Here is a 24,631-nt window from a genome sequence, read left to right as displayed (position 1 = left end):
TCCGCCGCGCAGCGCTGTTCTACCGTCTTGGTGCTGGCTAGGCGAGGGGGCCGCCGCATGACGCCACAGGCGGGCGGGACGGAGCCGGAATGGGGAACGGCTGCGCCGAGCCTCGACCTGCCGGTCGAGGCGGCGGGTGCTCCCGACCGGCTTTCCACCGCCGACAGGTTCTATGCGCTGCGCCGCGCGCGCCGGCTGGGTGTCGGCGTGGACGAGGTGCTGCTCGCGGCCGGCCATGCCTCGGCCGACGAACTCGCGAGAGGCGCGGCGCACGCGCTCGGCGTGCCGTTCGAGCCGCTGGACGCGGTGGCGCCGTTGCGCCTGAACACGGACAGCATCGCCGCGCTGCTGAAATCGGGCCTGATGCGCTACGCCGACGGGCGCGTCGTCCTCGCGACGCGTGGGCTGCGGCTGCGGCAGCTCGCCGGCACCCTCGCCCGGCGCCCCGAGCTGCGCGGCCAGCTGCGGCTGACCACGCCGGAGCGGCTCGCCGCCTATGTGCAGCGGAGTTTCGCCGGGCAGCTCGGCTGGCGTGCGGCCAACGAGCTGAAGCGCCGCCATCCGGAACTCAGCGCGGGGACGTTGCGGGAATCCCGCTACGTCTTCGCCGTTCTGGTGATGGCGATGGTGGCACTGTTCACACCGCTCGGGCAGATGTCCGCGCTCGGCATCTGGCTGTCGGTGCCTCTGCTCAGCTTTCTGCTGTTCGGCGGCGCGCTGTTGAAGTTCGCCGCCTGCAGCCTGCCGCCGCAGTCTGCATCGCCGCCCATGCGCCGCGACGCCGCGCTGCCGCCGTACACCCTCGTCGTGCCGCTCTACCGTGAGGCGCGGGTGGTTCCTCAGCTCGTAGACGCGCTCGATGCGCTCGACTATCCACGCGAGAAGCTGCAGATCCTGCTGGTGGTCGAGCCCGACGACGCGGAGACCGCTACGGCGCTGGCGATCCGTGCCGACTGGCCGGGCTTCGAGGTGATCGTCGCGCCCGCTCTCGGCCCGCGCACCAAGCCCAAGGCGATGAATGTCGCCCTCCCCTTCGCCCGCGGCACCTATGTCGGCGTCTATGACGCGGAAGACATCCCGGACCCTCTGCAATTACGCGAGGTCTGCACCGTCTTCGCCGCACCCGGCAGCGAGAGGCTCGGCTGCGTCCAGGCGCGCCTCGCCATCGACAATCTCGCCGATGGCTGGATCACGCGCCAGTTCGCGGCCGAGTATGCCGGCTATTTCGACGTCGTCCTGCCGATGCTCGCCACCTGCCGCCTGCCCTTGCCGCTCGGTGGCACGTCGAACCATTTCCGGCGCGACGCGCTGGAGGGCGTCGGCGCCTGGGACCCGTACAACGTGACCGAGGATGCCGACCTCGGCGTGCGCCTCGCGGCGTCGGGCTGGCAGACCGCAGTCATCGCCTCGACCACCGACGAGGAGGCGCCCCGCCGCTTCGGCGCGTGGATGCGCCAGCGCACCCGCTGGTACAAGGGGTGGATGCAGACGCTGCTGGTCCATGCCCGCCGCCCGCGCCGGCTGGCGCGGGGAGCCGGACTGACCGGAGCGCTGGCGCTGGTCTTCCTGCTCGGCAGCGGGGTCGCCGCCGCGCTGATCAATCCGTTCCTCATCCTCGGCGTGCTGCTGGATCTGTGGACACAGCCCGCGAGCGATCTGTCGCCCGGCGCGCTCGTCCTCGACTGGATCAGCCTCTGCGTGCTCGTGCTCGGCTATGCCAGCGCCATGACCGCCATCGCCCTCGGCATGCGGCGACGGCGCGTGCCCGGCCTATGGCGGGTGCTGCCGCTCGTGCCGGTCTACTGGCTGATGATGTCGGCTGCGGCCTGGCGGGCGCTGTTCCACCTGGTGATCGCGCCCTATCGCTGGGAGAAGACCGATCACGGGCTGGCGCGCACCTCGCACCGTCGCCCGCACATCATCCGGCTGCCCCTCAGAGGTAGCGGCGCAGCTCGGCGGCGGCGTCGGCGGGCGGCCGCTTGAGGTTGAACGGGGCGATGAAGGCGCCGTCCTTGCCCATCAGATAGACGATCGCCGTGTGGTCCATCGTGTAGTCGCCATCCTGCGTCGGCACCTTCTTCGCGTAGGCGCGGTAGGCCTTGATGACGGCGGCGACCTGCTCCGGCGTGCCGGTCAGACCCTGGATGCTGGGGTGGAAGCTGCCGAGATAAGACTTCATCGACTCCGGCGTGTCGCGCTCAGGATCGACGGTGACAAACAGCCCGGTGACCTTGCGCGCATCCGGCCCCAGCGCCTCGAAGAGCTGGGACATCTCGAACAGCGTGGTCGGGCAGATATCCGGACAATGGGTGAAGCCGAAGAAGACGAGCGTCGGCTCGCCGACGAAACTCTCCTGGGTGACCTTCTGCCCGTCCTGGTCGACGAGCTCGAAGGGACCGCCGATGGCGACCTGGCCGGAAACCGTGGTGGGGGCCTGCGGCAGCAGCGCCAGCGCACCGCCGACGATGGCGACGGCGCCGACGACGAAGGCGGCCAGCAGGAGGAGGATACGGCGATTGGACATGGCGACCGCGATGCGCTTTGACGACCGCGAGAGCGTGGCGCACCCCGGCGGCGCGCCCGTTCGCGGTCAGAAACAATAGGCAATTCCGGCCGCTACCATGTCGAAGAAAACGGCGGCACCGTGGCGCGCCCACAGGCCGATCGCCGCACCCACCAGCGCCACGATCCCGATAGCCGCGACCCAGCGGCCCGTCATCCCGAGCCCGGTCGAACCAGCAGCCATGATCACCTCCGCATCGTTGGTTTACCTTTTCAGGACAAACCCCGGCCGGCAACCGGAAATGTCCCCTTCGCTTGGTTGCACGGGCCCCGAAATAGTATTCTATTGCCGTAATGTCCGCATTCCCTGGAAGGCGGATTAGGGGCGAAACGCGATCCTGTGACCGCCCGTGCGGGCGCGGAAGCGGAAGCCGGATGGAATGGACCATTCGGAATGGTGAATGCTGGACGGTCGAACATGTCCGGCCCCTGCCCCAAATCGGCAGGGCGGACCGGAGCGCGACTTGGCGACCGCAACTTCGCCGGGCTGCTCGACATCATGCGCGACGGCTTCGCGGTGTTCGACGACCAGGACCGCCTCATCTTTCACAACCGCCGCTTCCTCGAGCTCTTTCCCTTTCTCGAGGCCCTCGGCGACCTCCAGGGCCTCACCTTCTACGCGCTCGCCTCCGTTCCCAGCGGCGAATGGCGCTGGGCGCCCGATCCCGAGAAATATGTCGCCCAACGGCTTCAGCGCCATGCCGAGGCCGATGGCGAGCCCTTCCTGATCCCGCTGGAGAATGGCGGCTGGGTTCAGGCACGCGAGCGGCGCACGCCGGACGGCTGGACCGTGTCGACCTGGAGCGACGTCTCCGGGCTGAAGGCCGCCGAGACCCGGCTGGACGACGCCATAGACGGGATTCCCGCCGGCCTCATCCTGCTCGATGCCGAGGACCGGATCGAACTCGTCAACAGCGGCATGCGGCGGATATTCGCCGGCGCCGACGTCGCCCTGGAGGCGGGTCAACGCCTGCCGGAGGTGCTCGACGGAGCGGAGGCGAAAGGCTTCTTCGCCCTCGGCCCCGGCGACGGCGCGATCCGCGAGCGGCTCGCCCGCTCGGCGCAGCAGCCGGTCGAGATCGCGCTACGCGACGGCGGCTGGATCCTGGCCAGCCATCGCCGCCTGCCCAATGGCGGCACGGTCGGCATCTGGACCGACCTCACCACGCAGAAGAAGCGCGAGGCCGAGCTGATCGCCATGCGGGAGCAGCTGCGCCAGCACACCGAGGCGCTGGCGGACTTCGCCCGCCTGATCGCCCAGCAGGCGCGCAACGACATGCTGACCGGTCTGCCCAACCGCTTCGCGTTGGAGGAGCGGCTCGACCAGCTGCTGCGCGACGGCGAGACGGGGAATCTCTGGGTCGGCGTCATCGACGTCGACCATTTCAAGGGCATCAACGACGCCGTCGGCCATGCCGCCGCCGACGACCTGCTGCGCGAGGTCGGCCGTTTCCTGCGCGGCCATCTGCGCGGCGACGACATGCTGGCGCGGATCGGCGCCGACGAATTCGCCATGGTGCTCACCGAGCTCGACGAGGGCGAAGTGATGGGCATCGCCAACCGGCTTCATGCCGCTACCCACAGCCATGTCTTCCGGATCGGCGGACATCGCTTCTCGCTGACGGTCAGCGTCGGGCTGAGCCTCGCCCAGCCGGACCGGCACAGCGCCGCCAGCCTGCTCGCCGCCGCCGACACCGCCTGCCGGGTGGCGAAGGAGGCGGGACGCGACCGCGTGCAGATCTACGACCTCGGCGATCCCAAGGTGAGCACGACGCAGCAACGGCTCGGCTGGGCCGAGCGCATCCGGCTCGGCCTCGAGCTGAACCGCTTCACGCTGCATCTGCAGGCGATTGTCGACGAGAAGCACCGCATCCTCGGCTACGAGGCGCTGATCCGCCTGCGCAACGAGGACGGCGCCTATTGCAGCCCGGCCCAGTTCCTGCCGGCGGCGCGCCGGCTCGGGCTGATGGGCCGCATCGACAGCTGGGTCTGCCGCCAGTGCGTGGGCTATGCGATGCAGCTCATCGCCACCGGCAGCGACCAGTATGTGTCGATGAATCTCGGCGTGCACACGCTCGCCAACATCGCCTTCCAGAGCCGGCTGCTCGACCTCGTGCGCACCAATCCAGGCGTCGAGCAGGCGCTGCGCATCGAGATCACCGAGACCGACGAGATCTACGACGCCCCGCAGGTCTCCGCCTTCCTTGCTGAGATGCGCGAGCTCGGCATGCATGTCTCGCTCGACGATTTCGGCAATGGCTACAATTCCTTCGAGGCGCTGAAGCAACTCCCCGTCGACGGCATCAAGATCGACTGGACCGTCACCCGCGACCTGCTACACGACCCGATCGACGAGGCGCAGATCCGCGCGGCCGTTTCCATCGCCCATTCTCTGGGGCTGGAACTGGTGATCGAGGGCGTCGAAGAGGAGGCCCAGCTCGTCCGGCTGAAGGAGCTCGGCGCGACGCTGTTCCAGGGCTTCTATTTCCACCGCCCCATCGACGCGGCGGATATTTTCGAGGCGCTCCCCCTCGCGCGTTAGAGCGGCGCTCGCGCCGCCGCCCCCCCCCGAGGGCGCCGGCACGGCGGCGGATCAGCTTTCCAACCAGTAAACTGGACGAACACATCGGCCGACAGGCCGCAGCGCCGGGAAAGCGGCGCCCCGCTCGTATGCACGCCAACGAAATTTACCGGCATCCTGCATAATATACCCGACAACTTCTTCCCGATCATAATGTACGGACAAGAAAGGCAATAAAAATCATATCTTTTGACGTCAGATGTCGTTCAAATGTTTGAGAAGGATCAATGACATTCGCTTCCCTAGAGCAAAACATGACATTGTGTGGCGAGGTGGATTGTATCGGCCAAGGATCCACCCTCACCACTCCCGTACGATAGCTTTGGATGGACGGTTTTTACTTATGACCACAGCATCTGAATACCCCTCCACACGTGATGGCCGTGAAGTGATGAGATCGAAGCAATGCGTCTCCTGCTGGTGGAAGATGAACGCGAACTCGCCGGCCTACTCGACGCCGGACTGAGGGCCGCCGGCTTCGCCGTCGATCGCGCCCGGACCGTGGCCGACGCCGAGGCCGCGCTGAACACTGAGGGCTATGACATCGCCGTGCTCGACCTGCGGCTGCCCGATGGCGATGGCCTCGACCTACTCAGGCGGCAGCGCGCCAGGGGCCTGGCCATTCCCGTCCTGATCCTCACCGCCCGCGACAATCTGGCGGACCGGGTGCGCGGACTTGAGCAGGGCGGCGACGACTACGTGCTCAAGCCCTTCCATATGGACGAACTGGTGGCGCGGCTACGGGCTCTGCTGCGCCGTCCGAACCAGGCGCTCGGCGCCAATATCATCGTCGGGAACGTCGCGCTGAACACGGCGGACCGCAGCGTCACCGTCTCCCACGCGCCGCTCCCGCTTTCGCGCCGTGAACTGGGGCTCCTCGAACTCTTCATGCGGCGGTCTGGTCGCGTCCTCACGCGGGAATGCATCGAGCGCGCGCTCTACAGCTTTGACGACGAGCTCGAATCCAACGCGGTCGAGGTTCTACTGCATCGGCTGCGCCGCAAGCTGACGGGGGCCGGTGCGAGCCCTGAAATCCATACGCTGCGCGGTATCGGCTACCTGCTGGAAGAAGCATCGTGAGCCTCGGTTCGCGCTCGTGGTCTCTGAAGCGCCGGCTGGCAACGCGGTTGCTTGTCGTGCTCGCCATAGCCGTGCTCGGCCCGCCGATCGCCTTCCTCTTCTTCTCTTGGTGGACCGTCGGCTCGCTGCACCATCGGGCATTGCAGGACCAGGCCGCCGACATCGTGCGCGGCCTCGACACCCGCGTCACGCCGCCCGTGCTGACGCTGCCGGAGGTGCTCGCCGCCGCGTATACGCGTTCCAATGATTCCTATTTCTACCTCGTGCTGGAGCGCGACGGCACAGTCGTCACCGCATCGTCGCCGCTGGCCGCGTCCCTGGCTACCAATGCCACGATCGTCCCGCCGGGGGAGTTCTTCCTCGTGCCCCGTGCGGGAGGCGCCCCCTGGTACACCTATTCGACGAACGCCGACGGCTATCGCATCGTTGTCGCCCAGGACAGCTCGCACGAGAACGTCCTCTTCGACAGCATCGTCCGCGAAGTCGCGGGGTTCACGCTGTGGCTCGCGCTGCCCCTGCTGCTGGTGGCGCTGCTCGTGATGATGCACACGCTCAACCGGGCCTTCCGTCCGATCGCGCGAGCGGCGGAAGATGCGCGGACGATCACGCCCGGGGGACAGGAGGCGCAGATCTCGGCCCACGGGCTGCCGCGCGAGATCACGCCCCTCGTCAAGGCGGTCAACGCCGCACTGGCTCGGTTGGCCCGCGCCTATGACGTCGAGCGGCGCTTCACCACCGATGCGGCGCACGAACTGCGCACGCCGGTAGCCGTGCTCATGGCACGCATCGACATGCTGCCGGAGGGACCGGCAAAGGAAAGCCTCGTCCTGGACACGGCCCGTCTCAGTCGATCCGTCTCCCAGCTGCTGCAGGTGGCAAGGCTGGACGCCAAGCCGCTGGCGATAGACGAGGACATCGATCTTGCCAGGGTGGTGCGCCACGCGGTGGCGTTGCTCGGCCCGCTGGCGATGCAGGACGGGCGCCGCATGGAAATGACGGCGCCCAATCGACCGATCATGGTCCGTGGCAACGCGCAGGCGATTGCGCTGGCGGTCACCAACCTCGTGGAGAACGCGCTCTCGCATACGCCGGCGGGAACGCCGATCGACGTCCAGGTGACATCCGAGCCCGCGATCTATGTGCTCGATCGCGGCCAGGGCGTGCCGCCCGACGAGCGCATGGCCATCTTCGAGCGTTTTCAGCGCAGCCCCAACACGGCGAGTTCCGGCACCGGTCTCGGGCTCGCCATTGTCGCCGAGATCGCCGCCCGCCACCACGCCGTGGCCAGCGTGGAGGCGCGTGCGGGGGGCGGCAGCATATTTGCGATCCGGTGGATCAACTCGGCTTGATCGGCACGAAGCCTGCATCGGGGGCCCGCACGAACTCCGCAGATCGGATCAGCTGCTTTGGCCGCTCAGCATGAGGGACTCGACGCCCGTCGGGTCGAAATCCGACCAAAAATCGGCACGTCACCCCCCCGATTCCACCGAATCTTAAGAAACGATGTAAGTTTGATGTAATTTTGAATTGTTATCTAATGATCCTATCCACCAATGCCGGTGGCATTACAGGAGTTGGATATCTTGTGAAGAAGCGAAAGGCACCCTGAGCGGTGCAGCCTCATGCACTAAGTACACCGCGCAATTTACGATCCTAGCATTTCGCAGGAACGCGTCGTCGTATCTGCCTGCATCTCGCTGTCACGCGCTCAATCCGACAGCCTAAATCCGCCAACTATATTTGGTCCTAAGGTTCTGCATCATGCAAGGAACGATGACGCGTATCCTCACGATCCATGACGTCGCCGACGCGTCGCACGATCGGAGAGTTTTAATCACCGGAGGCGCTGGCTTTATTGGCTCACACCTTTGCGACCGATTGATCGAAGGTGGAGCCTATGTGATTTGTCTGGACAATTTCTCAACCGGCCGACGACACAACGTCGAGCATCTGGTCGGCCATCCGCGTTTCTCGCTCATCCGCCACGACGTGATCGATCCGATCGCCGTGGATGTCGACCAAATCTACAATCTCGCATGCCCGGCCTCGCCCACGGCCTATGCCGCCGATCCGGTGCACACCACCAAAACGAGCGTTCTCGGGGCGCTGAACCTGCTGAAGCTGGCCACGGAAAACGGCGCGCGCATCCTGCAGGCGTCGACCTCCGAAATCTACGGCGATCCGCAGGTCAGCCCGCAGCCGGAGGCGTATTGGGGCCATGTCGACCCCACCGGCCCGCGCGCCTGCTATGACGAAGGAAAGCGCTGTGCCGAAAGCCTATTCTTCGACTATGCGCGCCGTTTCGGCACCCGCATCAAGATCGCCCGCATCTTCAACACCTACGGGCCGCGCATGCGCGGCGACGACGGGCGGGTGACCTCGAACCTCATCATCGAGGCGCTGCGCGGGACCGACATGACCGTCTATGGCGACGGCTCGCAGACACGTTCCTTCTGCTACGTCGACGAGACCGTGGAAGCGCTCATACGCCTGATGGCGACGCCTGACGGCGTGGAAGGACCGGTTAATATCGGCAATCCCGACGAGCGGACCATCCAGGACTTCGCCGGCGTCGTGCAGCGCATGACCGGATCGTCCTCGCGCATCTCCCACCGTCCGCTGCCGGTGGACGATCCGCGCCGGCGCTGCCCGGACATCAGCGAGGCGACGCGCCTGCTGGGCTGGGTTCCCACCATTTCCCTGGAAGCAGGGCTCGCGCTCACCATCGACTATTTCCGCGAGGAACTGGTCCGGGAGCCGGGCGTGCGGGAGGCCGTCGCATGAACGCGCCCCGTATACTCGTCACCGGCGGAGCCGGCTACATCGGCAGCCACGCCTGCAAGGCGCTCGCGGCCAACGGCTTCCGCCCGGTCGCCTTCGACAATCTGTCCCTCGGCCACCGCGACGCGGTGCGGTGGGGCCCCTTCGTGCATGGCGACATACTCGATACGCAGAGGCTGGCCGAGGCGATGCGCGCCCACGGCATCAGCGCCGTCATCCACTTCGCGGCGTTGGCCTATGTGGGCGAGTCGGTATCGATCCCCGCGCGCTACTACCGCACCAATGTGGGCGGCACGCTGTCGCTGCTCGAGGCATGCCGGCTCGCGGAGGTGCGCCACCTCGTCTTCTCCAGTTCCTGCGCCACCTACGGCATCCCAGATCACCTCCCCGTCTCGGAGAGCGCCGAGCAATGCCCGATCAACCCCTACGGTCGGACCAAGCTCGTGGCGGAAGAAATGCTCGCCGACGAGGCGAATGCGAACGGGCTGCACTTCGCCATCCTGCGCTACTTCAATGCTGCCGGCGCCGACCCCCAGCTCGAACTCGGCGAACGGCACGATCCCGAGACCCACGTCGTGCCCCTGGCGATCATGGCTGCACTGGGCCAGGCCGGGCCGCTGGCGATCTACGGCGACGACTACCCGACCGCCGACGGCACCTGCGTGCGGGATTTCGTCCATGTGAGCGATCTCGCCGAAGCCCATGTTCGCGCGCTCGACCACCTGCTGAGCGGCGGCCACAATCTCACGGCCAATCTGGGCTCGGGCACGGGAACCTCGATTCTCCAGCTGATCCGCGCTGTCGAGCGCCAGATGAACTGCGGCGTGCCGATCCACGTCGCGCCGCGGCGTAGCGGCGATCCGCCCGCCCTCTATGCCGACATCACGCGGGCGCGCGACCTTCTCGGCTTCGCGCCCCGCCATTCGGACCTCGACGCGATCGTGGCCACCGCCGTGCGCTATCATGCCAATGGGGGGCTCTCGTGAACGAGGTCCCTCCCCTCATCCTCTCGGCAGCGGACGACCGGCCCGAAGCCTTCGCCGACCGGCGGCGCTACAACCGTCCGCGCGCGGCGCTCGTGCCGCTCCTCTCGCCGCCGCAGCGGGTCGAGCTGTTCCTCGCCATTTCCGCGTGGACCGCCGCCTATCTCTTCTTCTGGCTTTGGTGGCTCGACCCCGCCCATATCACCAGCGTCGGACGCTTCATCTTCGCGAGCCTGCCCTTCGCCTGGCTGACGCTGATGCCGATCTACTTCTTCACGGTCTTCGTCGGCAGCCGCAAACCGGCCGGCCTCGCGCAGCTGCCGGAGGGCAGCACCGTCGCCATGGTGGTGACGAAGGCGCCGTCCGAGCCGTTCGAGGTCGTGGCGCGCACGCTCGAAGCCATGATCGCGCAGCCCTACCCCCACGACACCTGGCTGGCGGACGAGGATCCCTCGGCCGAAACCCTGGACTGGTGCGCGACGCACGGCGTCCGGGTCTCGACGCGCAGGGGCGTCGACGACTATCAGCGGGAGGAATGGCCGCGCCGGGTGCGCTGCAAGGAAGGCAACCTCGCCTATTTCTACGATCATTTCGGCTACCGGCTGTACGACTTCGTCGTCCAGATGGACGCCGATCATGTGCCGAGCCGGCACTATCTCGAGCGCATGCTCGCGCCCTTCAGCGATCCGCGGATCGGTTATGTATCGGCGCCGAGCATCTGCAACCGCAATGCCGGTGAGAGCTGGGCGGCGCGCGCGCGCCTCTACGCCGAAGCGTCGATGCACGGCCCGCTTCAGGCCGGCTACACGGGCGGCTGGGCGCCGCTGTGCATTGGCTCGCACTATGCGGTGCGCACCGAGGCGCTGGAGACCATTGGCGGGCTTGGCCCGGAACTGGCCGAGGACCATTCCACCACGCTGATGATGAACGCCGGCGGCTGGCGCGGCGTCCATGCCATCGATGCCATCGCCAATGGCGACGGCCCGCGCAGCTTCGCGGATCTTGCGACGCAGGAGTTCCAGTGGGCGCGCAGCCTGGTCACCATCCTGCTGCGCTACTCGCCCGCGCTCGTGCCGCTGCTGCCCGCGCGCCTGCGCTTCCAGTTCCTGTTCTGCCAGCTCTGGTATCCGCTCTATTCTAGCATCTGGGCCGTGCTCTTCCTGATGCCGGTGGTGGCCCTCGCCAGCCGCGAGCATTTCGCCGACGTCACCTATTACGACTTCGTCGTGCACTACGCGCCGATGTCTGTGGTGCTGTTGTGCATGATCTATCGCTGGCGGGCCGGCGGCTGGCTGCGCCCGGCGAATGCACGGGTGCTCAGCTGGGAGGAGATCCTCTTCGTCCTCGCGAAATGGCCCTGGTCGCTGCTCGGCACGATCTACGCGCTGCGCGACTTCTTCACCGGCTCCTTCGTCGATTTCCGTGTCACACCAAAGGGGAAGGGAACGGTCGAGCCCGTGCCGCTGCGCGTGGTCGCCCCATATGTGGCGATCTCGCTCGGATCGGCCGCGCCGGTGCTGCTGCTGGACGATGCCGGGCCGGCGAGCGGCTTCTACATCTTCGCCATCGTCAACGCGGTGCTCTACGCCGTCCTGGTCCTCGTCATCCTGGTGCGTCACCGGATCGAGAACCCGGAAGGCCGAGGCCCGCGCGGCCGCAGGCCGATGGAGGTCGGGCTCGTCGCCGCGCTGCTCGCGCTGCCTCTCACGGCCGCCGTCCAGCGCGGGCCGGAAGGTCTCGGCGCCCTCGCCTGGGGCGCCCTGCCGGTCTCGTACACCTACACCGTCTTTTCCGCCGCCGGGGCTGGCCTCGGCTACGGCACCCGCAAGCTCATCTTCGTGATGCCCTGGGCCGAGAGGCCCCAGCAGGGGACCCCGTCCCCGTCCGTCGACCAACAGGCCGACCAATCGCCGCACAGGCGCAATTCTGGGAGAACGCAATGAAAGTCGCAGTCATAGGAACCGGCTATGTCGGCCTGGTCGCCGGCGTGTGCTTTGCCGATATGGGCAACCGCGTTGTCTGCGTCGATACGAACGCGGCCACGGTGGAAAAGCTGCGCGCCGGCAGGAGCCCGATCTACGAGCCGGGCATCGAGGAGCTTCTCCGGCGCAACATCGCCGCGGGCCGCCTCACCGTCACCACCCAGGCCCGCGAAGCCCTGGACGGCACGGAAGCCGCGTTCATCTGCGTCGGCACCCCGCCGCGGGACAGTGACGGCGAGCCCGATCTCTCGCTCGTGTACGGCGCGGCGAAGGACATCGCCAATGCCATGACGGGTCCGCTCACCGTGGTCGTCAAATCGACCGTGCCGGTGGGCACCGGCGACGCGGTCGAGGAGATCATCCGGCGGACGCGTCCCGACATGTCGTTTTCGGTCGCCTCGAACCCCGAATTCCTGCGCGAGGGGTCCGCCCTCGCCGACTTCCAGTCTCCCGACCGGATCGTGTTCGGCGTCGAGGACGCCAAGGCGGAGGAAACGCTGCGCAAACTCTATCTGCCGCTGCGTGCCACCGGTGCGCCGCAGATCGTCACCCGCCGGCGCACCTCCGAGCTGATCAAGTACGCCGCCAACGCCTTTCTCGCCACCAAGATCAGCTTCATCAACGAGATGGCCGACCTGTGCGAGAAGGTCGAGGGCGACGTGACCGAACTCGCCGCCGCCGTCGGGCTCGACAGCCGCATCGGCGGTGCCTTCCTGCGCGCCGGGCCCGGCTATGGCGGGTCCTGCTTCCCGAAAGACACCTGCGCCCTGCTGCACACCGCGCAGGAATACGGCGTGCCGCTGCGGGTGGTCGAAGGCACCGTCGCCGCCAACAACGCCCGCAAGCACCGCATGGCGCAGAAGGTGATCGAGGCGGCCGGCGGCTCGGTGATCGGCATGAAGATCGCAGTGCTCGGCCTGACCTTCAAGCCGGACACCGACGACATGCGCGACGCGCCGTCGATCCCGCTGATCCGCCACCTGCAGCGCGCGGGCGCCGAGATCGCGGCCTACGACCCGCAGGGCCTGCGGCAGGCGCGCGACCGGCTGGGCAACGTGGCGTTTCACGGCGATCCCTATGAATGCGCCGCCGATGCCGACGTGGTCGTGCTGATGACCGAATGGAACGAGCTGCGCTCGCTCGACCTCGGCCGCCTGCACCGGATCATGCGCACCCCCGTCATGGTCGATCTGCGCAACATCTATCCGCCGGAGCTCGCCCGTCGCTTCGGCTTCCGCCTGGTGAACATCGGCCGCCCCGGTCCCCGCGGCACCGTCCACCAGCTGCCGCCGGCGCTCGTCGCCTCACCGCCGATCCAGAGCGATGCGGCTCCAATCCTCGTCAAATGAAAACGGAAGGAGACAAGCAATGAGACCTCTGTCCAAGAAGGCTTATGTTGCTGCGGTGTCCGGCCTGATGACACTGGCGGCGGCGGTCACGCTCGTCGCACCAGGTCTGTCCCAGACCGCCCCGCGGCCGACCGCGAAGCCCGCCGACCAGGTGAAGTTCGGCGTCTATGACCCCGAGGGCGTCTTCGCGGGCGACAAGAGCGTCGGCATCGAGCACGTCTACATCCCGTGGCGCGATTCCGACCCGACCTCGCTGGCGAAGGCGGACGCCTATGCGCGCGAGCACCGTCGCGACCTGATGGTCACCGTCGAACCCTGGTCCTGGTCGCCGGGGACGAACGTCTCCGGTGAGCAATTGCTGCACGGCATCCTCGCCGGCGCCTATGACGGTCCGGCAAAGGCCGTCTGCGGCGAGATCGGCAAGCTCGACCGCCCCGTGACCATCCGCTGGGGTCACGAGATGGATCTGCCCAACGGCCACTTCCCCTGGTCGAGCTGGGCGCCGGACGACTATGTCGCGGCCTATCGGCACTTCGTTTCGCAATGCCGGATCGACGCGCCGCAGGCCCGCTTCATGTGGTCGCCGCGCGGCGAGGAGCGCCTCGCCGCCTATTATCCCGGCGATGCCTATGTCGACGAGGTCGGCCTGACCGTGCTCGACCTTCAGCAGTACGACATCGACCAGTACGGCCATGCGCGCAGCTTCAGCGAGGCGCTCCGGCCCGCCTATGACCGCGTCGTCGGCTTCGGCAAGCCCATCGTGGTTGCCGAGCTGGGCTTCCAGGGCGACAGCGCGTTCATGGAACAGTGGCTCCAGGACGTGCGCACCGTGGGAGGCGAATTCCCGCAGCTGGCCGCGGTCGTCTACTTCAACGCCGTCGATCCGTATGCCTGGCCGGAGCCCTATGGACGCCCCGACTGGCGGCTGCAGCGCGGCTTCGTGAACTGAGTGTCACCGCGACGCCCCGGCGCTCGCGGCGACGCCGCACATCCACCAAGCAGACAGAAGGAAGATCGTCATGAGAACCTCCACGCTTACTCTGGCAGCGATCGCCGTCTCGCTGACCTGCACTCTTTCGGCAAGTGCCGACGCTGCCCAGCGTCGGGCGACGGCGACCGTGATGCGGCCGAACGACGTGCGCGCGCTCTATGCCGGCAAGACCTGGATCTGGTCGGACGGAGCCGCCTATTTCGCCCCGAACCGCCGCTTCGTGGCGTGGTCCGGCTCCGGCAAGCAGGCGAGCTATGCCGAAGGCGAGTGGCGCGTGACGCCGCTTGGGCGGATGTGCTTCTCGGCCATCTGGCGCGGCGTCGGCCCGTCCGGACGCAACATCACCTGCTTCGGCCATCGCGTGATGGGCGGGCAGGTGATCTACCAGCAGAAGGAGCCGGGCGGCGCGTGGTACGTGTTCAAGCACGGGCAGACCGCCGCCGGCGACGAATACGCCAAGTTCAGGGCCGGCGACGAGGCGAGCGCCGGTGTCGGCAAGGTGAAGCAGGAACTGAAACTGCTGAGCGCGCGTAGCTGAAGGCCATGGCGGCCCGCGCGACACGGACGGAGCGGCCCTGGGAACGCGGCCCGAAAGCGCGGCTCCCGGACCCGCTCCGCGCCCGTCCGACGCTCTTCGCCGCCTAACTAGGCGGAAGACGGCATGGCCGGGAGCGTGCGGTCTCCCATTGGACGCAAGCGGGGAGCCGCAGCGGGATCGCCACTCGCACCGGGCGGCGCGAGCTGTAAACAGTTATGGGGAACGTGGGGACCGCGCAGTTCAGCGGTAGAGCGGCGAAACCGTTGGCTGGTAACGGTCGGCGCTGGAGCGGGCGAAGGGAATCGAACCCTCGTATGCAGCTTGGGAAGCTGCCGTTCTACCATTGAACTACGCCCGCTCGGCCGGCGCACATTAGGGGCGCGGACGGGGTGGTTCAAGTCCCCGTTGGCGAGGTTTCACAGCCTCGCGGATGATGGGCGCGGCAAGTGCCGGCAATGCCGCAGCGTGGGACGCCGGTGCTTAACTGTCCCTTGTTTGTAACCTCGCATCGCCATGCATAAGGTCTGTCCGCCTCGCAAACTGGACTTCAAAGGAAGAACGTTCGAGCAGCCGACGCGCGCCTCTTCGCCGACTGAGGCGCGCCTCAGATAAGCCGTGACGTCTCTCAGCTTCGATCGCTGCCGTTCACTTGTCGGGAAGGCCGGCTTGGCGCAGGCCGTCGGCGAACAGGGCGAAATCTTCCTGTCGGCGGATCGGCAGCCAGTCCTTCAGGCCGGAAATGTGCAGAGCGGGGGCAAGCTCCCGCAATTGATCCATGGTCCGGCGGGCTTCCTCGGTCCGGCCCGACAGCGCCTGGCTCGCCGCGCCGGTGGCAACGGCCATGAGGAAGCTCGGCAGGTTCCGCTGGGCCTGGTCCGCCCATAGCGACGCGGTCTCGAAACGGCCGGCGAAGAGATGCGCCATCGCGATCCCGGCCTGCATCCGGTAGAGCTCGGGATCGACAGGGCTCAGGCGCATAGCGTGCTCGAAATAGTCGATCGCCGCCTCCGGCTCGCCGTGCCAGACCCTCAGGAAACCGCCGAGAAACCAGGCGGGCGCCAAATTGGGATTAAGGAACAGCGCGCGGTCGAGGAGGCCGATGCCGCTCTCGAACTCGCCGGCGAGATGGGCGAGCGCATGGCCGGCCCTCGCCAGCACCACCGCGTCGTCCCGTCCGAGCTCCACGCCGCGGCGGGCAAGGGCGATGCCCTCGGCCGTCTCCTGCACTGGATCGATCGTCCAGCCATTGACCTTGCGCCAGAAATAGCCCCACGCCGCCATTGCGTAAGGCGGCGCGAACTCGCCATCGAGCTCGATCGCCTTGCGGAACAGCGGCAGCGCCTCCTCGACCGATTCCCGGCCGCCGCGGTGCAGATGCGCGAGGCCGCGCAGATAGCAGTCATAGGCGCTGAGGTTCTCGGTGGGCTTGCGCCGCGCGCGCTCGATCTCCGCCAATTCCATCTGCGGGGCGATGGCGCCGACGACATTGCCGGAAATGCGGTCCTGCAGCGTGAAGATATCGTCGAGGGCACCCTCGAAGCGGTCGGCCCAGAGATAGCCATTGGTGCTGGCATTGACGAGCTGGCCGGTGATGCGGATGCGGTCGGCTGCCTTGCGCACGCTGCCTTCGAGAACGTAGGTGACGCCCAGCTCGCGGCTGATCTGCTGCACGTCGGCGGCGCGGCCGCGATAGGCGAAGCTCGAATTGCGCGCGATGACGAACAGCCAGCGCACGCGCGAGAGCGCCGTGATGATCTCCTCCGCCACCCCGTCGGCGAAATAGTCCTGCTCCGGATCGCCGCTGAGATTCTGGAACGGCATCACCGCGATGGAAGGCTTGTGCGCGGTCACGGCCGTCGCGGGGATGGCGATCTCCGGCATGATCGCGGCGTCGCGTGACGCCTCCGACATCCCGACCTGCTGGATGTCGCCGACGAAGCGGAAACCCTTGCGCGCGACGGTGCGCACGAGGCGCTGCTCGGCGCCGCTGTCGCCGATCGCCTTGCGCACCGCGTTGATGTGGCTGGTCAGGGTGGATTCGGAAACGATGCGGCCGTTCCAGACCGCATCGAGCAGGCCGTCCTTGCTCACCACCCGTTCGTGATTCTCGACGAGATGCACCAAGAGATCAAAGACCTGCGGTCCGACCGCGACCGACTGCGACGCGCGAGTCAGCTCCCGTCGGTCAAGGTCGAGCACGCAGTCCGCGAAATGATACTTCAATCCAGCGCTCCATCAGCCGATCCGCAGAGCCGGACAGCTTTCCGCACAGTTCTCCGATCGGCCTTCATATCATGGTGCCGATGGAGCTTTTTCCATTAGGCCGCGCGTGTCGCCTTTTGGACGCAAAAGCAAGGCCAATCCAACCGCTCTGCAAGGACTTCGCGCCAGCCCGGACGCACTCTGCCCTCACGAAGCAACCGAACCGTGAGCGTGGACCGATGGACGATACCATCCTGCGCGTGCCCTCGCTGGAGGATCTGTTCCGCACCTCCGAACCCATCCAGGAACAGCCATGGACCGGCGCCCGGCCCACGGCGGACGAGATGGCGCGCGTCCTCGGCACCACGCCGCGCCGCATCGTCACCGAATTGTCCGGCAGTTCCATCGCCCATTGGAATCACGGCGAGCTGCACGATGTCGTCGAGCCGATGAAGGACCATGTCATCATGACCTATATCGGCACGATGCAGCGCCTGGAGCGCCGGACGGGGAGATCGCTCGCATCCGGGACGGCGCGGCCGGGCGTGGTGACGATCATCCCCTCCGGCACCAGCTCGCGCTGGGACATCGGCGGAGCGGTCGACGTCCTCCAGCTCTATCTGCCGCATGCCATATTGGAGCGCGTCGCCGCCGAAGCCGATACGTCCGGCCCCGCGCCGCTGCTGGAACGCACCGGCCATCTCGACCCGACGACGTCGCGGCTGCTGATGAGCGCCTCCGAGGTGCTCGACGGCAGCGAAGCCCTCGATGCCCTGTTCCGGCAGCAGCTCACCGAGCTTCTGGCGACACGGCTCCTGTCCGCGCATACCGGTGCCGGCGCCAGCCTCCAGCTGGCATTGGGCGGGCTGGCGCCGACGGCGCTGCGCCGCGCCATCGAACGACTGCGCTCGGATGACGACGCCGACCTGTCGCTCGCCGCCCTCGCCGCGGACGCGCATCTGTCGCGCTTCCATTTCTGCCGCGCCTTCAAGCAGAGCACCGGGCTTTCGCCGCATGCCTGGCTGCGGCAGCACCGGCTGGCGCAGGCGATGACGATGCTGCGCGATACCGACGAGTCGGTGGTCTCGATCGCGGTGACGCTCGGCTACGGCTCGCAATCCGCCTTCGCCGCCGCCTTCCGGCGCCTGACCGGAGAGACCCCGAGCGATTGGCGCCGGCGGGCGCGTTAGCGGCAATCGCGCTCTAACCACGGCAATCGCTCTCGGCCAGTCCCTTACCCCTCGCGCTAAACCCATCCCGTGCTCACCGACGAAAGGAGACAGACGATGATCGGACCTCTTCCTCACCTGTCGCGCCGCAACGTCCTGGTGACGGCCCTCGCGGGGGCGGTGTCCGCGACCGTCCGCACCTCCTCCGCCGAGGGGGCGAGCAATGACCACATCGCCGAAAGGAACCGGATCATGCGTACCGTCACCACCAAGGACGGCGTCCAGATCTTCTACAAGGACTGGGGCCCGAAGACCGGGCAGCCGATCTTCTTCCATCATGGCTGGCCGCTCTCCTCCGACGACTGGGACGCGCAGATGCTCTCCTTCGCCGGCCGGGGTTATCGCGTCATCGCCCATGACCGGCGCGGGCACGGCCGCTCGACGCAGGTGAGCGACGGCCACGACATGGACCACTACGCCGCAGACGTCGCGGCGGTGGTCGAGCATCTCGATCTCCGCAACGTCGTCCATGTCGGCCATTCCACCGGCGGCGGCGAGGCGACGCGCTATGTCGCCCGCCACGGCAAGGGCCGCGTGGCCAGGCTGGTGCTGATCAGCGCCGTGCCGCCGCTGATGGTGAAGACATCGGCCAATCCCGGCGGCCTGCCGATCGAGGTGTTCGACGGCCTGCGCGCGAAGCTCGCCGCCAACCGCTCGCAATTTTATCTCGAGTTCGCGAGCGGCCCGTTCTACGGCTACAACCGGCCCGGTGCCGAGCCGTCGCAAGCGGTCATCTGGAACTGGTGGCGGCAGGCCATGATGGGCGGCGCCAAGGCGCAGTATGACGGCATCCGCGCCTTCTCCGAGACCGACTTCACCGACGATCTTACCCGCATCACCGTGCCGACGCTGGTGATGCACGGCACCGACGACCAGATCGTGCCCATCGCCGACTCCGCCCCGCTCTCGGCGAAGCTGGTGAAGAACGGCACGCTCAAGACCTTCGAGAAGCTGCCGCACGGCATCTGCACCACCCATGCCGATCTCGTCACCGCCGAGTTGCTCGCCTTCGTAGCGGGCTGACGCTCGACCCACCCGCATCGCAGCCGCCTCCCAAGGCCTCGCCGGCTCGACCGCGCGGCAGCGGCGACCTGCGCCCTTCCGGCATCCTCACAGGAGTAGTTCACATGCGACTGGTCATCATCGGCGCCGGCTTCGCCGGCATGTATGCCGCCCTTTCCGCCGCGCGCCTGCGCAATCTCCAGGGCGTCTCGCCCGAGGAGCTCGAGATCGAGCTGGTGGCGCCGCAGCCGACGCTGGTGGTTCGCCCGCGGCTCTACGAACCCAAGCCCGAGACGCTGACGGCGCCGCTCCTGCCGGTGCTGGAGGAAATCGACGTCCGCTATGTGCAGGGCACCGCCGAGACGGTCGACACACGGTCCAATTCGGTGGGCATCGTCACCGGTGGCGGCGAGCGCAGGACGCTTGCCTATGACCGGCTGGTGCTCGCCACCGGCAGCCGGCTGTTCCGCCCGGACATTCCCGGCGTCGCCGAGCATGTGTTCAGCGTCGACCAACTCGACGACGCGGTCGCCCTCGACCGCCATCTCCACGCGCTGGCGCGCCGGCCGGCGTCGGCCGCCCGTGACACGGTGGTCGTCGCCGGCGGCGGCTTCACCGGCATCGAGGCGGCAACCGAAATGCCGGCGCGGCTGCGGACCATTCTCGGCGACAAGGCCGGCATCCGCGTCGTCATCGTCGACCGTAACGACGCCATCGCACCCGATATGGGCGCCGGGCCGCGCCCGGTCATCGAGAACGCCCTGCGCAAGGTGGGTGTGGAGACCCGGCTCGGCGCCGGCGTCGCTGCGGTGGATGCGGACGGCGTGACGCTCGCCGGCGGCGAGCGCATCGAGAGCGCCACTGTGATCTGGGCTGCCGGCATGCGCGCCGCGCCGCTGACCCAGCAGATCCCGGCCGAGCGCGACAATTCCGGCCGGCTGCTCGTCGACCGCGCCCTGCGCGTGCCGGGCGTCGGCGGCGTCTTCGCCACCGGCGATGCCGCCAAGGCGGCGTGCGACGACATCGGCAACTACGCGCTGATGTCCTGCCAGCACGCCACCCGCATGGGCGCCTTCGCCGGCCACAACGCCGCCGCCGAGCTGCTGGGCGTGCCGACCATCGCCTACCACCAGGAGGCCTATGTGACCTGCCTCGACCTCGGCGACGCCGGCGCGCTGTTCACGCGCGGCTGGGACCGTCAGGTCGAGTTCGTCGGCGCCGAGGCCAAGAAGATGAAGCAGGAGATCAACACGGTGTGGATTTACCCGCCCCGTGCCCAGCGCAACGTCGCTCTCGCCTCGGCGGAACCCGAGCGCGTCACCGACCTCTAGGCGCGACCGATCCCGTGCGCGCGCCGCATCGGCGGCCGCGAGCGGATCACCTCACGACAACCCACCAACCTCAGCGGAGCCGGCCTGGCCGGTTCCATCATCTCAGCAGGAGACGAACATGAACTTGCAAAACACCGCCGCCCCCCGTCGAACGGGACATGAAGAGCTGGTGCCGTCGCGTTACGCGGTGCGGGTCGGCGAGATCGACGTGCTGATCGTCAGCGACGGCGTCCTGCCGCTTCCGACCAAGATGCTGGGACACAACGCCGAGCCCGCGGCACGAGCGGCCTGGCTGAATGACATGTTCCTGCCGACCGAGGCTTTCGACTGGGCGCTGAACGTGGTCGTGGTCCGCAGCGGCGGGCAGACCATTCTCGTCGATGCCGGGCTCGGCCTCGATCCGGACCTGAACCTGCCGCGGGCCGGGCAGCTGATCAAGCGGCTCGCGGCTGTCGGCATCGACCTGGCGGCCGTGACCGACGTGGTCCTGACCCACATGCACATGGATCATGTCGGCGGGCTGCTGATCGACGGAGTGAAGGAGCGCCTGCGTCCGGATCTGCGGATCCATGTGGCCGCCGCCGAGGTCGAGTTCTGGAAGGCGCCCGATTTCTCCCACGTCAACATGCCGGCGGGGTTCCCGGACGCGCTTCGAGCCGCCGCGAAGCGGTTCGCGAAAGAGTATCAGAGCCATCTGCGGCTGTTCGATGAGGAGGCCGAGGTGGCGCCGGGCGTGGTCGTCTCTCGCACCGGCGGGCACACCCCCGGCCACAGCGTGGTCCGCGTGGCGTCCGGCGGCGACCGGCTTATGTTCGCCGGCGACGCCGTGTTCGCGGTCGGGTTCGAACACCCCGAATGGTACAACGGCTTCGAACATGACCCCGAAGAAGCGGCCCGCGTCCGGGTCCGTCTTTTGAAGGAGCTGGCGGCGACCGGATCATCGCTCGTGGCCACCCACCTGCCGTTCCCGTCCGTCGGCCATGTGGCGGTCGAGGGCGACCACTTCCGCTGGGTGCCTGTCTTCTGGGACTACTGAGCTCTTGGCGCATCCCGGAGCATCTCCGCGTTCAGCGCAGAGATGCTCCGGGATGCCCGATCCCGTCCTCATCCCGGCTCGGCCGGGGGCGATCTACCGCAAGCAACCCCGGCGAAGCTCTTCCATGTCTGGCGATGACCACTACCTGCCGCTTGCCCTAATCAACATCCTAGGCATTGCCGGCATCGTCGTCTGGCACCTTCAGGGCCCCAGCCGCCCCACAGGTCGCCTTATCGTCCAGATCCTGTTCTTCGCCGGCATGAGCCTCGTCCTTTATGCGGGAGGCATCGCGCCGCAGCAGCCCGACGACGTCTACACGGAGGGTTTCGCCGCGCTGCTGTCGAAGTCCGCCAGGGTTCTTTGGTGGACCCACCTCGCATGGACGATCATCGGCCTCATCCACATCTATGTCCGGCTCAATCGCAAGCCGCGGGAAGCGCATCTGATCTTGGACATGGCCGTTGCCGTGATCTATCTCGGCGTGGCGCTGTCGGTGATGGGCTTTGTCTTCGGCATGCCCGTCGCCTCCCTGGTGACGACCTCGGGCGTCGTCGCCCTCATATTGGGCCTGGCGCTACAGAACACGCTCGGCGATGTCTTTTCCGGCATCGCGCTGACACTTGGCAAGGCCTATGCGATAGGCGACTGGGTGCAGCTGAGCGACGGCACGGCGGGCCGCGTCACCGAAACCAACTGGCGCTCCACCAATCTGCTGACCGCGGCGAACAACATCGTCGTGCTGCCCAACAGCATGCTGGCGAGGCAGGGCCTGACCAGCCTCAGCCGTCCCGACGAGACGCATCAGATCACATTGGGCGTGCGCTTCGCCGCCGTGCAGAGCCCGCGCCTCATCGAGGAGGCGATGCGAAGCGTGCTGCAAGCCAGCACCCGCATCGTGCAGGACCCGCCGCCGGCCGTTGCCCTGAAGTCCATCGACGCCATCGCGATCGACGTCGAGCTGCAGTTCCGCGTCGCCAGCCTCGCTGTGGGGACGCTCGCCAAGAACGAGATCATCGACCTCATCCACGGCCACCGCAAAGCAGACGGGCTTTCCCTGGCCTTACCCGCACAAAGCCTCGTCTTCGTACCGGCACCGCAGGCAACAATTGTGCGGCTTTGATCGGCGGTCAGGCACGCTCATCGCCCATGATCTCAACCAATTACGCATTGGTTGAGATCATGGGCTTCTATTGCTTGGCTCACCGTCGCCTGCGCTGCGATCGTTTAAATCTTATGATGCTAGCGTCCCCTCAAAAATGAGCCCGCCTCCACACCCCTCAACGCTTGACGCCCGCTCAGACCAATCTATAACCAATAACAATATGGCTGAATGGTTCGCGGGCGCACCGCGGCGAGAAGAACAGCCGGTGCCAAGGGCACCTGGGAGGAAATCGATGACAATCATGCTCGACAGGCGCCATGTGCTCATGGCCGGGGCCGGCGCGCTCGCGGCCTCGTTGGCGCGTCCCGCGCGCGCAGCAGGCGACTTTCCGGACAAGCCGATCCAGGTGCTGATCCCGACCGGCGAAGGCGGCGGCGTCGATCAGGCGGCGCGCGCCTTCAACCGCATCTGGTCGAAATATCTCGGCGCCAATTTCGAGTATTCCTACTTCCCTGGCGCCTCGGGCCAAGTCGGGTACGAAGTCTTCATCTCGAAACGCCCCGCGGATGCCTACAACATCCTCTTCGGCAATATCGGGCCGGAGATGATCATGTACGCCACCCAGAAGGTTAAGTACAAATATCAGGAAGACTTCACCTATATTGGCAGCATGGACATCGACGATTCCGTCATCTGGGTCGGCTCCAGCAGCAAGTTCAAGACCATCCAGGAGCTGGTCGAGGAAGGCAAGAAGCGCGAGATCACCCTTTCGACCAGCCGCCTGCCGCATCCCTCCACCATCGGCGCGCTGGCGCTGGCGGAGGCCACCGGCATGAAGGTGCGCATGATCCCCTATGGCGGCGGCGGGCCCGCCCGCTCGGCGGCGATCACCGGCGAGGTCGATGGCTGCGCCACCTTCCTCTCCTCCTCGCTCGGCCTCGGCGACCAGGCGCGCTTCCTCACCGTCTTCAACGACACCAACCGCGCGCCCGAGCTCACCAACAACGCCCCGCCGGTCAACCAGGCGCTCGGCACCAAGATCCCGCAAATGTCCGGCCAGCGCGCCATCGCCATCCATACGAAGGCGGTCGAGGCCTATCCGGACCGGGTGAAGAAGCTCACCGACAGCTTCAAGCAGGTCTTCGCCGATCCCGAGTACAAGACCGTGGCGGAGAAGGCCGGCACGCCGTGGGAATTCATCCAGTACGGCGACGCCGCCTCCTGCCAGGAATCGGCGAAGGAATTCGTCGAGCTCGCCGATCGCTTCCGCTCGCTGCTCACCGCCACGAAGTAACGCAGGCAGGGTCCGCCCGCCATGGGCCGGCGGACCCTCGCGCCCCGCGCGCAGGATCGCAAGCCATGAACGACGATCGCAAGGCCAAGGTCGCCACCGGCGCCGACTGGATCATCCCGGTCCTCGGCGCCATCTTCGCGACCTACTACCTCATCTCGATCAAGGACCTCGACTGGGAAGCCAAGGTAAGCGGCGTGTTCTGCGCCGTGATGCTGTTCGGACTGATCGGCATCTTCGCGCTGAGGACTGCCATCGGCCTGCTGCGCGGCACCCATTATCTCGAGTTCCGCAGCCTCTATGAGAGCCACAGGCTCGCAGTGCTGCGCGGCTCGCTCTTCGCGCTGACCGTGACCTCGGTGGCGGTGATCCCCTGGGCGGGCTTCACGCTGAGCACCTTCGGCTTCCTGTTCGCCTGCTTCCTGTGGCTGCAGCGCATGAGCGTGCGGGCGGCGGCGATCACCGCCGGCGCGCTGGCGCTCGGCGGCTATGTGCTCTTCATCCTCATCCTGCGCACCTCCTTCCCGCAGGGGCCGTTCGAGAGCCTCGTCTCCACCCTTACCGGCCTCTAGGCCGCGCCGCGCACCCGCG

Annotated in this window: 20 protein-coding genes and 1 tRNA gene; 17 read left to right on the top strand and 4 right to left on the bottom strand. The window is 67.3% G+C overall.

What is annotated here, in order from left to right; all coding sequences use genetic code 11:
• The first annotated feature begins 57 nt into the window (after positions 1-57).
• Positions 58-1,983 carry a glycosyltransferase gene (locus tag SNOV_RS02865; protein WP_013165405.1) on the top strand — a complete coding sequence of 642 codons (1,926 nt, stop codon included), beginning with the start codon at positions 58-60 and terminating at the stop codon, positions 1,981-1,983.
• Here the strand turns inward: SNOV_RS02865 and SNOV_RS02860 are convergent.
• Positions 1,934-2,524, bottom strand: a complete 591-nt coding sequence (locus SNOV_RS02860) for an SCO family protein (protein WP_013165404.1) — start codon at positions 2,522-2,524, stop codon at positions 1,934-1,936. The two genes, SNOV_RS02865 and SNOV_RS02860, sit on opposite strands and share 50 nt — an antisense overlap.
• Positions 2,525-2,590: 66 nt before the next feature.
• Positions 2,591-2,746: a hypothetical protein gene (locus tag SNOV_RS23700; protein WP_013165403.1), complete on the bottom strand. Its 156-nt coding sequence runs from the start codon at positions 2,744-2,746 to the stop codon at positions 2,591-2,593.
• 234 nt (positions 2,747-2,980) lie between these two features.
• On the opposite strand from SNOV_RS23700, the gene SNOV_RS22500 reads away from it, so the two are divergent.
• From SNOV_RS22500 to SNOV_RS02815, 9 genes are all read left to right on the top strand, one after another.
• Positions 2,981-5,104: a putative bifunctional diguanylate cyclase/phosphodiesterase gene (locus tag SNOV_RS22500; RefSeq protein WP_013165402.1), complete on the top strand. Its 2,124-nt coding sequence runs from the start codon at positions 2,981-2,983 to the stop codon at positions 5,102-5,104.
• 444 nt (positions 5,105-5,548) lie between these two features.
• On the top strand, positions 5,549-6,223 hold the full coding sequence (locus tag SNOV_RS02850; RefSeq protein WP_013165401.1) for a response regulator: 675 nt from the start codon (positions 5,549-5,551) through the stop codon (positions 6,221-6,223).
• Positions 6,220-7,572: a sensor histidine kinase gene (locus SNOV_RS02845; RefSeq protein ID WP_013165400.1), complete on the top strand. Its 1,353-nt coding sequence runs from the start codon at positions 6,220-6,222 to the stop codon at positions 7,570-7,572. The genes SNOV_RS02850 and SNOV_RS02845 overlap by 4 nt, the downstream gene beginning before the upstream one ends.
• Before the next feature lie 424 nt (positions 7,573-7,996).
• Positions 7,997-9,007: a UDP-glucuronic acid decarboxylase family protein gene (locus SNOV_RS02840; protein ID WP_013165399.1), complete on the top strand. Its 1,011-nt coding sequence runs from the start codon at positions 7,997-7,999 to the stop codon at positions 9,005-9,007.
• Positions 9,004-9,990, top strand: a complete 987-nt coding sequence (gene galE / locus SNOV_RS02835; protein ID WP_013165398.1) for a UDP-glucose 4-epimerase GalE — start codon at positions 9,004-9,006, stop codon at positions 9,988-9,990. Before SNOV_RS02840 ends, galE begins: the two co-directional genes overlap by 4 nt.
• A gap of 92 nt (positions 9,991-10,082) precedes the next feature.
• The gene (locus SNOV_RS02830; protein WP_144296051.1) at positions 10,083-11,930 is read left to right on the top strand and encodes a glycosyltransferase; all 1,848 of its coding nucleotides are present in this window, start codon (positions 10,083-10,085) and stop codon (positions 11,928-11,930) included.
• Entirely contained in the window at positions 11,927-13,318 is a 1,392-nt protein-coding gene (locus SNOV_RS02825) for a UDP-glucose dehydrogenase family protein (RefSeq protein WP_013165396.1), read from the top strand. Before SNOV_RS02830 ends, SNOV_RS02825 begins: the two co-directional genes overlap by 4 nt.
• 19 nt (positions 13,319-13,337) lie before the next feature.
• Complete coding sequence (locus tag SNOV_RS02820) at positions 13,338-14,267, top strand: glycoside hydrolase family 26 protein (RefSeq protein WP_013165395.1); 930 nt, start codon at positions 13,338-13,340, stop codon at positions 14,265-14,267.
• Positions 14,268-14,337: 70 nt separating this feature from the next.
• On the top strand, positions 14,338-14,847 hold the full coding sequence (locus tag SNOV_RS02815) for a DUF995 domain-containing protein (RefSeq protein WP_013165394.1): 510 nt from the start codon (positions 14,338-14,340) through the stop codon (positions 14,845-14,847).
• A 284-nt stretch (positions 14,848-15,131) separates the two neighbouring features.
• Here the strand turns inward: SNOV_RS02815 and SNOV_RS02810 are convergent.
• A tRNA-Gly gene (locus SNOV_RS02810) sits at positions 15,132-15,205 on the bottom strand.
• Between the two features lie 287 nt (positions 15,206-15,492).
• Positions 15,493-17,070, bottom strand: coding sequence for a winged helix-turn-helix domain-containing protein (locus SNOV_RS02805; protein ID WP_013165393.1), 1,578 nt, complete (start codon positions 17,068-17,070; stop codon positions 15,493-15,495).
• Positions 17,071-17,288: 218 nt separating this feature from the next.
• Between SNOV_RS02805 and SNOV_RS02800 the strand changes: the two genes are divergently transcribed.
• The 7 genes from SNOV_RS02800 to SNOV_RS02770 all read left to right on the top strand — a co-directional run bounded on the left by SNOV_RS02800 (position 17,289) and on the right by SNOV_RS02770 (position 24,612).
• A complete protein-coding gene (locus SNOV_RS02800; RefSeq protein WP_013165392.1) occupies positions 17,289-18,239 on the top strand; it encodes a helix-turn-helix transcriptional regulator in 951 nt (316 codons plus the stop codon).
• A 231-nt stretch (positions 18,240-18,470) separates the two neighbouring features.
• Positions 18,471-19,301: an alpha/beta fold hydrolase gene (locus SNOV_RS02795; RefSeq protein WP_041782754.1), complete on the top strand. Its 831-nt coding sequence runs from the start codon at positions 18,471-18,473 to the stop codon at positions 19,299-19,301.
• Between the two features lie 104 nt (positions 19,302-19,405).
• The gene (locus SNOV_RS02790) at positions 19,406-20,611 is read left to right on the top strand and encodes an NAD(P)/FAD-dependent oxidoreductase (protein WP_013165390.1); all 1,206 of its coding nucleotides are present in this window, start codon (positions 19,406-19,408) and stop codon (positions 20,609-20,611) included.
• 118 nt (positions 20,612-20,729) lie between these two features.
• The gene (locus SNOV_RS02785) at positions 20,730-21,647 is read left to right on the top strand and encodes an MBL fold metallo-hydrolase (RefSeq protein WP_013165389.1); all 918 of its coding nucleotides are present in this window, start codon (positions 20,730-20,732) and stop codon (positions 21,645-21,647) included.
• A gap of 124 nt (positions 21,648-21,771) precedes the next feature.
• Positions 21,772-22,767 (top strand): mechanosensitive ion channel family protein, encoded by a 996-nt coding sequence (locus SNOV_RS02780; RefSeq protein ID WP_041781936.1) that lies wholly within the window; start codon positions 21,772-21,774, stop codon positions 22,765-22,767.
• A 274-nt stretch (positions 22,768-23,041) separates the two neighbouring features.
• Positions 23,042-24,043, top strand: coding sequence for a Bug family tripartite tricarboxylate transporter substrate binding protein (locus SNOV_RS02775; RefSeq protein ID WP_013165387.1), 1,002 nt, complete (start codon positions 23,042-23,044; stop codon positions 24,041-24,043).
• A 65-nt stretch (positions 24,044-24,108) separates the two neighbouring features.
• Positions 24,109-24,612 (top strand): hypothetical protein, encoded by a 504-nt coding sequence (locus SNOV_RS02770; RefSeq protein ID WP_013165386.1) that lies wholly within the window; start codon positions 24,109-24,111, stop codon positions 24,610-24,612.
• Positions 24,613-24,631 lie beyond the last annotated feature (19 nt).

It is taken from the genome of Ancylobacter novellus DSM 506, assembly GCF_000092925.1.
GTDB classification, from domain to species: Bacteria; Pseudomonadota; Alphaproteobacteria; order Rhizobiales; family Xanthobacteraceae; genus Ancylobacter; species Ancylobacter novellus.
The sequence above is the reverse complement of the archived record's forward strand: the minus strand, read 5'-3'. Positions and strand labels throughout refer to the sequence as shown.

Bases quoted from the DNA above. Each gene is read 5' to 3' on its own strand.
- SNOV_RS02775 (WP_013165387.1), top strand. From the start codon at position 23,042: ATGACAATCATGCTCGACAGGCGCCATGTGCTCATGGCCGGGGCCGGC.
- SNOV_RS02825 (WP_013165396.1), top strand. From the start codon at position 11,927: ATGAAAGTCGCAGTCATAGGAACCGGCTATGTCGGCCTGGTCGCCGGC.
- SNOV_RS02770 (WP_013165386.1), top strand. From the start codon at position 24,109: ATGAACGACGATCGCAAGGCCAAGGTCGCCACCGGCGCCGACTGGATC.
- SNOV_RS02815 (WP_013165394.1), top strand. From the start codon at position 14,338: ATGAGAACCTCCACGCTTACTCTGGCAGCGATCGCCGTCTCGCTGACC.
- galE (WP_013165398.1), top strand. From the start codon at position 9,004: ATGAACGCGCCCCGTATACTCGTCACCGGCGGAGCCGGCTACATCGGC.
- SNOV_RS23700 (WP_013165403.1), bottom strand. From the start codon at position 2,746: ATGGCTGCTGGTTCGACCGGGCTCGGGATGACGGGCCGCTGGGTCGCG.
- SNOV_RS22500 (WP_013165402.1), top strand. From the start codon at position 2,981: ATGTCCGGCCCCTGCCCCAAATCGGCAGGGCGGACCGGAGCGCGACTT.
- SNOV_RS02785 (WP_013165389.1), top strand. From the start codon at position 20,730: ATGAACTTGCAAAACACCGCCGCCCCCCGTCGAACGGGACATGAAGAG.
- SNOV_RS02780 (WP_041781936.1), top strand. From the start codon at position 21,772: ATGTCTGGCGATGACCACTACCTGCCGCTTGCCCTAATCAACATCCTA.
- SNOV_RS02850 (WP_013165401.1), top strand. From the start codon at position 5,549: ATGCGTCTCCTGCTGGTGGAAGATGAACGCGAACTCGCCGGCCTACTC.
- SNOV_RS02800 (WP_013165392.1), top strand. From the start codon at position 17,289: ATGGACGATACCATCCTGCGCGTGCCCTCGCTGGAGGATCTGTTCCGC.
- SNOV_RS02865 (WP_013165405.1), top strand. From the start codon at position 58: ATGACGCCACAGGCGGGCGGGACGGAGCCGGAATGGGGAACGGCTGCG.
- SNOV_RS02860 (WP_013165404.1), bottom strand. From the start codon at position 2,524: ATGTCCAATCGCCGTATCCTCCTCCTGCTGGCCGCCTTCGTCGTCGGC.
- SNOV_RS02820 (WP_013165395.1), top strand. From the start codon at position 13,338: ATGAGACCTCTGTCCAAGAAGGCTTATGTTGCTGCGGTGTCCGGCCTG.
- SNOV_RS02840 (WP_013165399.1), top strand. From the start codon at position 7,997: ATGACGCGTATCCTCACGATCCATGACGTCGCCGACGCGTCGCACGAT.
- SNOV_RS02795 (WP_041782754.1), top strand. From the start codon at position 18,471: ATGCGTACCGTCACCACCAAGGACGGCGTCCAGATCTTCTACAAGGAC.
- SNOV_RS02790 (WP_013165390.1), top strand. From the start codon at position 19,406: ATGCGACTGGTCATCATCGGCGCCGGCTTCGCCGGCATGTATGCCGCC.